The sequence below is a fragment of the Mesorhizobium sp. M7D.F.Ca.US.004.01.2.1 genome, from assembly GCF_003997785.1.
Taxonomy (GTDB): Bacteria; Pseudomonadota; Alphaproteobacteria; order Rhizobiales; family Rhizobiaceae; genus Mesorhizobium; species Mesorhizobium loti.
This window is the reverse complement of the sequence record NZ_RZRQ01000170.1, coordinates 1-12937: the sequence shown is the minus strand read 5'-3', so window position 1 is coordinate 12937 and position 12937 is coordinate 1. Positions and strand designations below refer to the sequence as shown.

Genomic DNA, 12937 nt, shown 5'->3' with positions numbered 1-12937 from the left:
AGATATCTTCCTCACCGACACCGGCCGCGACATCATCCACGCCATCGAGAAATCGGTGAAGAAGACCGAGAAGCAGGCGCTGAAGGGCCTCGACAAGAAGGACCAGAAGGCGCTGTTCAAGCTGCTTGCCCGCATCGAGGCCAACCTCTCGAACGAGGAACTGGTGCTCATCGACGACGACGCAGAGTCGGACGACTGATCAGCCGATCGTCGCGGCAGGCGATCAGGCCGCCTTTGCGGTGGATCCATGGACCAGCGACGACCAGCGCCCCGGCGTCATGCCGAACGCCTTCTTGAATTGCCTGATAAAATGGCTCTGGTCGCTGAAGCCGGCTTCGATAGCGATCTGCGCCAATGGCTCGCCGGCGGCGATCATCCGCCGCGCGCACTGAAGCCGGCGCATCACCAGGAAGCGATGCGGACTGGTCGAGAAAGCGGCGCGGAAATGCCGTGACAAGGCATAGCGGTCGAGCCCGGTTATCGCTTCCAGTTCGCCGGAACGCACCGGCCGTGTCAGGTTTTCCGTGAGATAGTCGCGCGCCAGTGTCGCCGCCCGCCACGCTGTCTTGGTAATCGGCTTCGCCGGTTGGCCGGCATGCCGTGTCAGGCTTTGCATCAGTTGCGTCAGGAAGTCGTCGACGAACAACTCGTCGAGTTCCTGCTCGAGCGGTCCCAGCGCCGAAAGCAGCGTCGCGCAGAAGGCGGTGTCCGTCACCACGCCATCCCTGACAAAAGGCAGCGACGCGCCGCCAAGGCAGCCGAGCATCAGCGACGGCTCCAGGTAGAGCATTCGGTAGCGCAGGCCGTCCTCGGTCCCGGCGCCGCCGTCGTGCAGCTCGTCGGGATGCAGCACGATGATCTGGCCGGGCAGGCTGTGGCGCGTAGCACCGAGATAGCGAAACGTCTGCACCCCGTGCAGCGTCACCCCGATCGAATAGGTATCGTGGCGATGCAGGTCGAACGCGCTGCCATGGAAGCGCGCCTCGATCCGCTCCATGCCGGTGGGGTCGGGGGCGGAGATGATGCAGTTCTCCGCAGCATCAACGCACAAACGTCCAAGACCCCTGAAGGCCTGGCTGTCTAGATCGTGCGACATCGTCTCCTTCAGCCTCGCATTGGGGCACAAGCTCGAATGGCCAATGTCTCATGTTCGATACGAAATTTGCAATCGTGCTCAGGGAAGATCTGCCGGTCTGGCAGAAACTCAACGTCACGGCCTTTCTGACCAGCGGCATCGTGGCCCAGTTTCCGGACATCATCGGCGGGCCCTATCGCGACCGCGCCGGCAATCTCTACAACCCGCTGTCGATCCAGCCCGTCATCGTGCTGTCCGCCGACCAGGCAACGTTGGGCACCATCCACCGGCGCACGCTGGAGCGCGGCGTGACCACCTCGCTCTATGTCGAGGAGATGTTCGCGACCGGCTTTGACGCGGCCAACCGTGCCGTCTTCGCCGAATTCGCGCCTGAAGACGCCAAGGTGGTCGGTATTGCGATACGCGCCGAGAAGAAGCTGGTCGACAAGATCACCAAGGGCGCCCGCATGCACGCCTAGTTTTCCGAAGCATGGACCAAACCCGCCTGGGCTCTTGTTATGCCAGCCGGCTTTGGTGTGGCGGCAGGCGACAATTGGCTTGCCGGGAGCCGGCAATTCCCGCAAAGGTGGGCTTCAGCCCAGCTTCCCACCCGGCCTGCAAGTGAGTGCTCCCCAAAGACATCCAGAAAGCGCAACGCCCCCGGTGGCGATCCTGTGCATGCTTTCCACCTACGTCTTCTTCACCTTCCTCGACACCTCAAGCAAATACCTCGTCCTTGCCGGCGTTTCCGTGCTGATCGTTGCCTGGGTGCGCTTTGCCGTGCATGTGGTGCTGGTCGGCACGCTGCTGCGCGGCTGGCGCCAACCGGTGCGGTTCCGCCCGGTCAACCTGCCGGCACATGTCCTGCGCGGCCTGTTCCTGTTCGGCTCGACCATATTCAACGTCCTGGCGCTGCGCTCCCTGCAACTGGCCGAGACCACCTCGATCTATTTCTTCGGGCCGATGGTAATCACGGCGCTGGCCGGTCCGCTGCTTGGCGAGTGGGCAGGCTGGCGGCGCTGGCTGGCGATCCTGGCGGCCTTCGCCGGTGTCCTCATCATCACCCGGCCGGGCGTCGGCGTTTTCGGCATCGGGCATCTTTTCGCTCTCGGCTCGATGCTGTCGAACTGCTTCTACGTCATCATGACGCGCCGCATGTCGGCGACCGAGACGTCGGAAAGCCTCATCCTGTTCTCGGCGCTGGCGCCGGCGCTGCTGCTGTTGCCCTTGCTGCCATTTTCGTTTTCGCTGCCGCATGACGGCTGGCACTGGTTCGTGCTGCTCATGCTCGGCGTGTTCGGCGGCGTCGGCCACTGGCTGCTGGTCCAGGCCTACCGGCTGGCGACAACCACGGCATTGGCGCCCTATCCCTATTCGCAGATGGTATGGATGATCATTTCCGGCTGGATCGTCTTCAAGCAGTTTCCCGACCGCTGGACGCTGGTCGGCGCCGCCATCATAGTCGCCAGCGGCCTCTACATCGTCCATCGTGAGCACCGGCTTCGGCTGCAGAGCCGCGCGGCCTCCGATGTCGAGGCCGAAGCGCTGGCAAAAAAACTTTGATTTGCCCCCGATCGGTGGCATAACGCCGCCTTTAAACAGTTTAGGTCTGGAAATTCAGGTCCGGGGAGCGCAAGGCGCTGGCACAGAAAATCAAGCTTTCGACGATCGCGGATGCGCTCGGCGTGTCCACGGCCACGGTCTCGCTGGCGCTGCGCGACAGCCCTCTGGTTGCCGGGGCCACCCGCGACCGCATCAAGGAACATGCCCGCGCCATCGGCTATATCTACAACCGACGCGCCGCCAGCCTGCGCACCTCGCGTTCGGGCATTGTCGGCGTCGTCGTCCATGACATCATGAACCCGTTCTTCGCCGAGATCCTGCGCTCGATCGAAAGCGAGCTCGACCGCAGCCGGCAGACCTTCATCCTGTCCAACCACTATGATCAGCTCGAAAAGCAGCGCACTTTCATCGACACGCTTTTGCAGCTTGGCGCCGACGGCGTCATCATGTCGCCGGCCATCGGCACACCAGCTTCCGACATCGTGATGGCCGAGGAGAACGGCCTGCCGGCGGTGTTGATCGCGCGCACCGTCGAGGGCGCCGACGTGCCGGTCTTTCGCGGCGACGATGCCTATGGCACCGGGCTTGCCACCAACCATCTGATCTCGCTCGGCCACAAGCGCATCGCCATGATCGGTGGCACCGACCAGACCTCGACCGGCCGCGACCGCTATCAGGGTTATGTCAACGCGATGGACGCGGCCGGACTGGAAGTCAGGCCGTCCTGGCGCATTGCCGGCCCGCGCACCAAGCAAGCCGGTTTCGAGGCCGCCGGACAGTTCCTGGCGCTGAAGGACAGGCCGACCGCTGCCTGCTGCTGGAACGACCTTGTCGCCATCGGCCTGATGAACGGCATTGCCCGCGCCGGCCTGGTGCCGGGCGTCGACATCTCCGTTACCGGCTATGACGACCTCGAAGAGGCGGCGATCGCGACGCCGGCGCTGACCACCGTCTGGAACGGCCAGCGCGAGGTTGGCCGCCGCGCCGCCAGCGCGCTGCTCGACAAGCTCAACGGGCAGACGGTGCGACCCTCGCAGGAATTGATCAAGCCGGAACTGCATGTGCGTCAGTCGACCGGCAAGCCGGTGGAGCGTGCATGACCAAGGCCGAACAACTGCAGACCGTCACCATTCTGGTGCCGGGCGATTTCAACGACCACGCGGTCGACCGCATCAACCACACATTCAGGCGCGTCACAGTCGAACGCGCCGATCCGTCTCTGGTCACCGACGAGATGCGCAGCAATGTGCGTGGCATCGCTTCGTTCGCCGGCATCAACGCGGCGATGATGGATGCACTGCCCAATCTCGAACTCATCGCCTCGTTCGGCGTCGGTTATGATTCGGTCGATGTCGGCCATGCGGCCGCAAAAAACATCATGGTCACCAACACGCCTGACGTGTTGACCGAGGAGGTCGCCGACACCGCCATCGGGCTGCTGATCAACACTGTCCGCGACCTGCCGCGCGCCGAAACCTGGCTGCGCGACGGCAGCTGGGTGCGCAAGGGCAACTATCCGCTGAGCCGGCTAACCTTGCGCGGGCGCAACGTCGGTATCTTTGGCATGGGTCGCATTGGGCAGGCCATCGCCCGGCGTCTGGAAGCCTTTGGCTTGCCGGTCGCCTACCACAACCGGCGCCATGTCGAAGGCCTTTCCTATCAGTACCACCCGACCCTGAAAGGTCTTGCCGAAGCAGTCGATACGCTGATTTCGGTGGCGCCGGGCGGCGCCTCGACGGAGAAGGCGGTCAACGCCGAAATCCTGTCGGCGCTCGGCACCAACGGTATCTTCGTCAACATCGGCCGCGGCAGCACGGTCGATGAGGCAGCGCTTGCGGCAGCGCTCGCCAACGGCACCATCGCCGCTGCCGGCCTAGATGTCTTTGCCGACGAACCGAACGTGCCCAAGGCGCTGCTCGACGCGCCGAACACCTCGCTGTTGCCGCATGTCGGTTCGGCCTCGGACCATACACGCCGCGCCATGGCGGATCTGTGCGTCGACAATCTGGTGTCCTGGTTCACCGAGCGCCGGCCGCTGACGCCGGTACCGGAGACGGTGAGTGTGAAGGCTCGAGGCTAGCCAAAGGGCAATCCGATGGCTGTGAAGCTGCCCGAAAACTCCACCATCTCGGTCGCAACCAGTGGCCGGGAGCAGGTCGTTTCGATCCCTTACCCAAAACCGCCCGCCGCCACCTATATGGCAGGCGTATTCATGCTTTTCTGGCTTGGCGGCTGGGCTTTCGGAGAGATTTTCGCCGCCCACCAGATCATGACGATGCCGGTTGGAGGCGGAACGGCATTTCTCGTATTCTGGCTTTGTGCCTGGACGATCGGGGGCCTCTTTGCGGTGCTGACGGTTCGCCGCGTTTTCCAGAGATCCGCGCCTGAAATGATGAAGCTGGAGGTCGCTGGGCTCGTCTATGATCCGGGAGTACCGCCCTTCAAGATGCCTAGCTCCAGGTCCTTCCCTGTATGGCCCTCTCTATTGCCGAAACGAACCGAACTCAAAATCGACCGGACGCAGCTCAAATCGCTGAAACTACGCGAGGGCGATACGTGCAACCGCCTGACAGTCGACGCGGGTGCCCAGAGGGTCCAACTTGCCTCAGCCGCCACCGATGTCGAGCGGGAGTGGCTCTTCAAGCTCCTTTCAGATCGCTATTCGTTGGCAGTCCCGCAATAGTCCGACGGTTTCGTCCTCGACATCCGTTGATATCAGGAGTGGCGCCGCCACACTTATTAACGTCAGCTTAACCCTTTGGAATCATTCTCCATCCTGTCCGTGTGCGTGGATGAAGAAGATGAAAGCACTTTCCGCATTGATCGCTGTCACAGCGCTGTTTGGCGGCGTTCAGCTGTTTCATCTAGGCAGCGGGGAAAGCGTGGCCAACGAGGCCGCCCCGTCCAACAGCTACAGGCTGGTCGCCAATGGCGATGAGGCGGCCTGTGCGGTCAGCCGCGGGGCCGAAATTTCGGACGGGTTGTCGCTGCTCACCGTTGCTCCGAAATGCCGCCGGCTCTTGCCGGGCATAGAGCAGGCGAAGTTCTGGCGCGAGCAAAACGACGGCACGGTCGCCTTCAGCGCCAACGGCGTCGATCCGATAGTTACCTTCGCGGCTGCCGACGGCGACGGCTACGAATCCTATGCCCCGGCGCTGCCGCTGCTGTCGCTGGCGGCCACCGGTGATAAGAAATCCGGCGACTGATTATTCCGCTGCGGCCCGCGCGCCAGCCTTCGCTGCGGCGTGCAGCCGAACCGCATCGCCGAAGGCCCGGAATATTTTCACCGATTTGCTGCCCGACTTGACCCAATATCCCGGATGCCACTGCACGCCGACGGCGAAGGCGCGGGAGTCGCGCACCGAAACCGCCTCGACCGTGCCGTCGCTGGCGACTGCCTCGATCTGCAGCTTCGAGCCGAGCCGGTCGATCGCCTGGCGGTGCAACGAATTGACCTTGATGTCGCCGGCACCGAACACGCCGGCCAGACAACTGCCTGGCTTGATCGAAATGGTCTGGTGGATGGCGAAGCGTTCGTCCTGTTTGTCGCTCACCGGCGCGCGGTGGTCGAGCGAACCTTCGCGCTCCTGGATCTCGGTGCCCAGCGTGCCGCCGAGCGCCACGTTCAATTCCTGGATGCCGCGGCAGATGGCGAGCAGCGGCACGCCGCGTTCGATCGCCCGGCGAATCAGCGGCAGCGTCGTGGCGTCGCGCGCCGGGTCATAGGGGCCATTGGCTTCGCAGGCATCGCCGCCATAGAGCGATGGATGCACATTGGATTTCGAGCCGGTGACCATGACGCCGTCGACTGACGACAGAAGTTCGTCGAAGTCGAGCCGGTCGCCAAACGATGGCACCAGCAGCGGGAACACGCCGGCGCCGGTGATCGCCGCTTCCAGATATTGCTGCGGGGCGGCATGCCAAGTGTAGTTGTCGAACTGACGGACGTCGGTCGATATGGCGACGAGCGGCTGATGCATTTTGGCTCTGTGTTCCATCTGGGCAAGGGATGTCCTGCCTCTAAAATAGGCGATCCCTGGTTATTTTTCCATGCCAAGTTTCAGCGTGTCGCATGGGCCACGAAACGGCCTGTTAGACTATAGTTGCAGGGCAGCTGGGCTTCGCTGTCAAATCGGGCCGGCGTGCTGGACTCGACTTCTTGCCTGTGTATTGTCTCGAACGAACCGACACGGAAACCGAGGATTTCCCGTACGTCGGTCTGTTGATCCAAAAGGGAGGAACTTCATGGATCGTCGTTCATTCATTCGCAAGGCCGGTGTCACCGGCGTCGGTGCCGCAGCGGCGACGGCCACGCTGGCGGCGCCCGCAATAGCCCACTCCAATCCCAAGGTGACGTGGCGGCTGGCGTCGTCCTTCCCGAAGTCGCTCGACACCATCTATGGCGGCGCCGAGGTATTTTCCAAGATGCTGTCGGAAGCCACCGATGGCAATTTCCAGATACAGGTCTTCGCCGCCGGCGAGCTGGTGCCGGGCCTGCAGGCGGCCGACGCCACCACGGCCGGCACGGTCGAGGCCTGCCACACGGTGGCATATTATTACTGGGGCAAGGACCCGACATGGGCGCTCGGTGCGGCCGTTCCCTTCTCGCTCAACGCGCGCGGCATGAATGCCTGGCACTACCATGGCGGCGGCATCGACCTGTTCAACGAGTTTCTCGCCACGCAGGGCCTTTTCGGCCTGCCGGGCGGCAACACCGGTGTGCAGATGGGCGGCTGGTTCCGCAAGGAGATCAACACGGTGGCTGACCTTTCCGGCCTCAAGATGCGTATCGGCGGCTTTGCCGGCAAGGTGGTGCAGAAGCTCGGCGTCGTGCCGCAGCAGATCGCTGGCGGCGATATCTATCCGGCGCTGGAAAAAGGCACCATCGACGCCGCCGAATGGGTCGGCCCCTATGACGACGAGAAGCTCGGCTTCTACAAGGTCGCGCCCTATTACTATTATCCCGGCTGGTGGGAAGGCGGCCCGACCGTCCACCTGATGTTCAACAAGGCGAAATACGACGAGCTTTCGCCGACGTACAAGTCGCTGCTGCGCACTGCCGCGCAGGCTGCCGACGCCAACATGCTGCAGAAATACGATTATTTGAACCCTGCGGCGGTGAAGCGGCTGGTGGCTGGTGGCGCGAAACTGCGGCCGTTCAGCCAGGAGATCATGGCCGCCTGCTTCGAAAAGGCCAACGAGGTCTATGCCGAAATGGAAGCCTCCAACGCCCCGTTCAAGAAGATCTGGGAATCGATCAAGGGGTTCCGCAAGGAGCATTATCTCTGGGCACAGGTGGCCGAATACAATTACGACACCTTCATGATGGTCCAGCAGCGCAACGGCAAGCTCTAGAGCAATTCCAGGAAAAGTGCGCAGCGGTTTTCCGTCCGGAATTGCGTCAAACAAAGAGATAGAGCAGCCCATCGCCTTCATCCAAAGACCCCGGGCCTGCTCGCCCGGGGTCTTTCTTTTCAGGCCGGCGAGGAACTGACCTCGACCAGTATTCCGCCCGGCGCGTGGCAATAGAAGGTCGTCGAGCTGACGCCGCCGCGCGTCAGCTCTTGCACCTCGCCAGGCGCGAAGCCCGCATCGGCAAGCTCGGCCTGTTTTGCATGCACGATGTTCGGTTTGCCGACGAGGAAGCCGATGTGAAAGCCGCCGGGATAGCTGGCGGTCCCTCCCTTGCCCGGAATCATCAGGTTGAGGATGAAGCCATCGGTCCCGCGCAGCACGGCTAAAGCATCCTTGCCGCGCACAGCGAGAAGCTCGAAGCCGAAATGGCTGGTGAAGAAGCCGGCAAGAGCCGTGACTTCTGGCGTAACGAGATTGGCGTGGTTCAGTTTCATGGTCGTTGTCCTGTCGCGGGTTGAAATGCGGACAGGCTTGGCTGCAGACCGTGAACCGGTGGGCCGTGGCATCAGGAAATCCGGACATGACCCAACCGGCCCACGGGCTTTCGCCTCGCTTGCCGGCCGCGGGTTCTCCCGCAAATCATGCGGTGAACAGGCTTCCGCCAAACATGATCCCGAAAAGTGGCGTCCGGTTTTCACGGACAAACGGTTTCCGTTTGTCCAGAGATCATGCTCGAAAAACAGAAACGGAAGAGACCGGACTACCGGACCGGTCATGTCTTTTTCGGCGCGCCCCTAATAGCCGATCAATGGGTTGCCGGCAAGCATGCGCGCAAGGCCGGATGACGGCCCGGGCAGCTCAGTCTCGGCGCGGCACCACCAGCACCTTGACCTCGCCGGGCGCCGGTGGATTGGCGACTACTGCCGCCGCGTCTTCAAGTGGCACCTGCCTGGAGATCAACCTGTCGATCTCGATTGCACCCGATGCAATGAGTTCGGCGGCGCGGCGATGGGTGTAGGGATTGAGGAAGGAACCGAGCACTTTCAGTTCCCGGAACAGCAGGTCGAAGGGCTCGAATTCCGCTTTCATGCCTTGCGGCGTCACGCCGACGATGACGACCGTGCCACCGGCGCGGGCCAGCCGCATCGACTGCTCGACGGTCTCTCGCACGCCCGCGCATTCGAAGACGACGTCGACACCACCTGGCACCAGACCGGCCGGTCCGGCGATGGCCTTGACGACATCGGCGGCGGTCGGATCGACCGTCACTGTCGCGCCGAAATCCCTAGCAAGGGCGCGCCGCGAGGCTTGCCTGGTCGACAGGATGATGGTCGTGGCCCCGGCCAGTCTTGCCAGTTGCACGGTGAGCAGGCCGATTACGCCGCCGCCAAGCACGACCACCGAGCTGCCCGGTTTGATCCCGGCAAGGTCCACGCCATGCAGGCAACAGCCGAGCGGCTCGCAGAAGGCACCATGTGTCGGCTTCAGATCGGCGGGAAGGACAAAAGCCTGCTTCTGCGGCAAGGCAAGATAGTCGGCAAAACCGCCATCACGATGGATGCCGATGGCGCGCAGATTGCTGCAGAGGTTGACCCGCCCGGCGTGACAATGCGCGCAACGCCCGCAGGCAATGTTGGGGTCGCCGGTGACGCGATCGCCGACGGCAAAGCCCGAGACGGATTTGCCGATCGCTTCGACGATGCCGGAAAACTCATGGCCGGGCGTCACCGGCGGCGTGCACGGGAATTCGCCGTGAAACAGATGCCGGTCCGTGCCACAGACACCGCAGGCTTCGATCCGCACCAGAAGCTCGTCCGGTCCGATGTCAGGCCTGGCGACGTCGCGCAGCGCGATGCTGCCCACCGCCTCAAGCCTCACCGCTTTCATCATCGTCGCCATGGCGGTCTCAGTTGAAGCTTGGTGGCTGCGACAGGTCCGGCTGTGGCGCTGCCGGCTTGGCCGGCGGCGCGTCGCCGAAACTCGGCGGTTGCGAAAGGTCAGGGGCTGCCGGCGCCGTGCCGCCACCAGCAGGTGCTGCACCATCCGCCGGCGGCGTACCGAGCGGCGACAGGCCGGGCACCTCCGGCACCTTGTAGTCGATGGTGCCCGGATCGACGGTCGTTCCCTTGTAGTGCATCACCATTTGCGGGAAGGTGATGGTCAGCCCGATCATGATCACCTGGATACAGACGAAGGGCACCGCGCCCCAATAGATCTGTCCGGTGGTGACCGGCGCGATCTGTTTGCCGGTGAGGCGGTCAAGATAGGGCACGCGGGCGGCCACCGAGCGCAGGTAGAAGAGCGCGAAGCCGAAGGGCGGGTGCATGAAGCTGGTCTGCATGTTGACGCCCAGAAGCACGCCGAACCAGATCAGGTCGATGCCGAGCTTGTCGGCGGCCGGCGCCAGCAGCGGTACGATGATGAAGGCGAGCTCGAAGAAGTCGAGGAAGAAGGCGAGGAAGAAGACGAGAATGTTGACGCCGATGAGGAAGCCGACTTCGCCGCCCGGCAGCGAGGTCAAGAGGTGTTCGACCCAGATGTGGCCGTTGACGCCGTAGAAGGTCAGCGAGAACACCCGCGCGCCGATCAGGATGAACAGCACGAAGGACGACAGCCGCGTCGTCGAGGTCAGTGCCTGTTTGACCACGTCCAGCGACAGCCGGCCCTTTGCCGCCGCCATGATCAGGGCGCCGACAGAGCCCATGGCGCCGCCCTCCGTCGGGGTGGCGATGCCAAGGAAGATGGTGCCCAGCACCAGGAAGATCAGCGCCAGCGGCGGGATCAGCACGATGATCACCTGCTGGGCCAGCCTGGACATCATGTTGAAGTTCAGGCCCTTGTCGGCGATCGCCACGATGTAGATGAAGAGCACCCCGGCAGTGGCGCCGAGAATGTCGGCATTGTCGCCATGTGCCGGCGCGAGATAGCGATACGCCGCGTAGGAAATCGCGACCGTGACCGCCAATGCCACCAGCAAGGACATGACGCCATGGCCGAGCGTGCGCGCCTCCAGCGGCAGCGCCGGCACCATTTTTGGCCGGAAGATCGAAACGATCAGGATGTAGAGCGCGTAGAGGCCGGTCAGGACGAGACCGGGGATCAGCGCGCCGGCATACATGTCGCCGACCGAGCGGCCGAGCTGGTCGGCGAGCACGATCAGCACCAGCGAGGGCGGGATGATCTGGGCAAGCGTGCCCGACGCGGCAATGACCCCGGATGCCAGCCGGCGGTCATAACCATAGCGCAGCATGATCGGCAGCGAGATCAGGCCCATGGCGATGACGGAAGCCGCCACCACGCCGGTGGTCGCCGCCAAAAGCGCGCCAACGAAGATCACCGCATAGGCGAGGCCGCCGCGGATCGGCCCGAACAGCTGGCCGATCGTGTCGAGCAGGTCCTCGGCCATGCCCGATCGCTCGAGCACGATGCCCATGAAGGTGAAGAACGGAATGGCCAGCAGCGTGTCGTTCGACATCACCCGGCTGCCGTAGAAATTATCCGGCAATGCGTGCAGGAGCGGCCAGGCGAGGTTGATCGATCCGCCGGAATAGGGCGACAGGAGCACGCCGATGAAAAAGAACATCAAGCCGTTGGCGGCCAGCGAGAAGGCGACGGGATAGCCGATCAGCAGGAAGATGATCAGCGAGGCGAACATGATGGGCGCCATGTTCTGGGCGATGAACTCCATCACGAGCGCACCTCGTCGGCCAGCGCCTTGGCTTCGAGCTCGGCCTGCTCATGTGCCGATATGAAGGGATTGGGGTCGTCCATGTCGCCGCGCATGATGGCGATCTTCTTGATGATCTCGGAGATGCCCTGAAGCGCGAGCAGGAAAAAGCCGACGAGCAGGATTGCCTTGGCCGGCCAGATGATCAGCCCGCCGGAATTGTTGGACATCTCGCCGCTGCGAAACGACAGCGATACATAGGGAACGAAATAGACCACCATCAGCGTCACGAACGGCATCAGGAAGAAGACATGGCCAAAAAGGTCGATCCAGTGCTGCACGCGGCGTGGGAACAGGCCGTAGACGATGTCGATGCGGATATGTTCGTTCTGCTTCAGTGTATAGGCGGCGGCCAGCATGAAGGCGGCGCCGAACAGATACCACTGCAACTCGAGCCAGGCGTTCGAGGATATGTCGAAGACCTTGCGGATGATGGCGTTGGCGGCGCTCACCAGGATCGCCAGCAGGATCAGCCACGACACCCATTTGCCGATGAATTCGTTGGTGCGATCAATGGTCCTGGATAGAGCGAGCAGCCCTGCCATGCATTCCTCCCTTGTACCGGAGGCGTGCCGGCTTCCCCCTTCTTGTCCGTCACGCCGCGTGGTCCAACGGTATGCCGCGCGTGGACTGACGGGTCAACAAGGATAGAGGCAGCAAAATATCGTTGCTTGGCAGGCAGTGCCGTATACCGGCGGTCTGCCCCCGCGTCATGCAACCAAAGTCTGATGGCTCAGGCGAGCTTGCCGGTGTCGCGGCCGGCGCCGATCAGTATCAGCGTGGCGACCAGGAACAGATACATCCACGCATCACGCCATTCGACCGGGAAATAGCCGGCCCACAGCGATTCGGCCATGCCGAAGGCGGCCGCGCCCAGCGCCGCCCGTGGCGGTGACAGATAGCCGCCGACCGCCGTCACGAACAGGATCTTCAACCCGTAGACGAGGCCCGAGCCGAAGCTGACATTGCCGTAATAGAGGCCGGCCATGACGCCGGCCAGCGCTGCGCAGAAGCCGCCGAACAGGACCGCATGCCGGAACACCGCGCGCACGTCGACGCCGCACATCGCCGCCGCCTTGGGGTCGTCGGAGACGGCGCGCCAGCGCCGGCCGAAGCTTGAGCCGGCAAACGCCCAGCTGGCCAGCGCGATTGCCGCCAGCGCCACCGCGCAATCGATGAGTTGGATGAGCGTCAGCGTTGCCTTGAAGGTCGTGCCC

General features: G+C 63.3%; 14 protein-coding genes and 1 pseudogene. 8 read left to right on the top strand and 7 right to left on the bottom strand.

The window, feature by feature from the left end:
• A pseudogene (locus EN993_RS21480) lies at positions 1–199 on the top strand (MarR family transcriptional regulator); the annotation flags it as partial.
• 24 nt (positions 200–223) lie between these two features.
• On the opposite strand, the gene EN993_RS21475 reads toward EN993_RS21480, so the two are convergent.
• Positions 224–1096, bottom strand: a complete 873-nt coding sequence (locus tag EN993_RS21475; RefSeq protein ID WP_127264761.1) for an AraC family transcriptional regulator — start codon at positions 1094–1096, stop codon at positions 224–226.
• 50 nt (positions 1097–1146) lie between these two features.
• Between EN993_RS21475 and EN993_RS21470 the strand changes: the two genes are divergently transcribed.
• From EN993_RS21470 to EN993_RS21445, 6 genes are all read left to right on the top strand, one after another.
• Positions 1147–1554, top strand: coding sequence for a DUF2000 family protein (locus EN993_RS21470; protein WP_109665653.1), 408 nt, complete (start codon positions 1147–1149; stop codon positions 1552–1554).
• 199 nt (positions 1555–1753) lie between these two features.
• Positions 1754–2638, top strand: a complete 885-nt coding sequence (locus EN993_RS21465; RefSeq protein WP_164548558.1) for a DMT family transporter — start codon at positions 1754–1756, stop codon at positions 2636–2638.
• Between the two features lie 77 nt (positions 2639–2715).
• A complete protein-coding gene (locus tag EN993_RS21460) occupies positions 2716–3738 on the top strand; it encodes a LacI family DNA-binding transcriptional regulator (RefSeq protein ID WP_109665662.1) in 1023 nt (340 codons plus the stop codon).
• Complete coding sequence (locus EN993_RS21455; RefSeq protein WP_127264760.1) at positions 3735–4718, top strand: 2-hydroxyacid dehydrogenase; 984 nt, start codon at positions 3735–3737, stop codon at positions 4716–4718. Before EN993_RS21460 ends, EN993_RS21455 begins: the two co-directional genes overlap by 4 nt.
• A gap of 15 nt (positions 4719–4733) precedes the next feature.
• Positions 4734–5321 (top strand): hypothetical protein, encoded by a 588-nt coding sequence (locus EN993_RS21450; RefSeq protein WP_127264759.1) that lies wholly within the window; start codon positions 4734–4736, stop codon positions 5319–5321.
• A 118-nt stretch (positions 5322–5439) separates the two neighbouring features.
• Complete coding sequence (locus EN993_RS21445; RefSeq protein WP_109666697.1) at positions 5440–5844, top strand: hypothetical protein; 405 nt, start codon at positions 5440–5442, stop codon at positions 5842–5844.
• On the opposite strand, the gene EN993_RS21440 is transcribed toward EN993_RS21445, so the two are convergent.
• Entirely contained in the window at positions 5845–6618 is a 774-nt protein-coding gene (locus tag EN993_RS21440) for a gamma-glutamyl-gamma-aminobutyrate hydrolase family protein (protein WP_127264758.1), read from the bottom strand.
• 265 nt (positions 6619–6883) lie between these two features.
• On the opposite strand from EN993_RS21440, the gene EN993_RS21435 reads away from it, so the two are divergent.
• The gene (locus EN993_RS21435; protein WP_127264757.1) at positions 6884–7993 is read left to right on the top strand and encodes a TRAP transporter substrate-binding protein; all 1110 of its coding nucleotides are present in this window, start codon (positions 6884–6886) and stop codon (positions 7991–7993) included.
• A 119-nt stretch (positions 7994–8112) separates the two neighbouring features.
• On the opposite strand, the gene EN993_RS21430 is transcribed toward EN993_RS21435, so the two are convergent.
• From EN993_RS21430 to EN993_RS21410, 5 genes are all read right to left on the bottom strand, one after another.
• On the bottom strand, positions 8113–8487 hold the full coding sequence (locus tag EN993_RS21430) for a VOC family protein (protein WP_127264756.1): 375 nt from the start codon (positions 8485–8487) through the stop codon (positions 8113–8115).
• A 364-nt stretch (positions 8488–8851) separates the two neighbouring features.
• A complete protein-coding gene (locus EN993_RS21425; protein WP_164757743.1) occupies positions 8852–9880 on the bottom strand; it encodes a zinc-dependent alcohol dehydrogenase family protein in 1029 nt (342 codons plus the stop codon).
• A 19-nt stretch (positions 9881–9899) separates the two neighbouring features.
• The gene (locus EN993_RS21420; RefSeq protein ID WP_109665686.1) at positions 9900–11681 is read right to left on the bottom strand and encodes a TRAP transporter large permease subunit; all 1782 of its coding nucleotides are present in this window, start codon (positions 11679–11681) and stop codon (positions 9900–9902) included.
• A complete protein-coding gene (locus EN993_RS21415) occupies positions 11681–12265 on the bottom strand; it encodes a TRAP transporter small permease subunit (protein ID WP_127264754.1) in 585 nt (194 codons plus the stop codon). Before EN993_RS21415 ends, EN993_RS21420 begins: the two co-directional genes overlap by 1 nt.
• Positions 12266–12453: 188 nt before the next feature.
• Positions 12454–12937 (bottom strand): branched-chain amino acid ABC transporter permease (locus tag EN993_RS21410; RefSeq protein ID WP_164757742.1); only part of this gene is annotated, 484 nt, incomplete at its 5' end.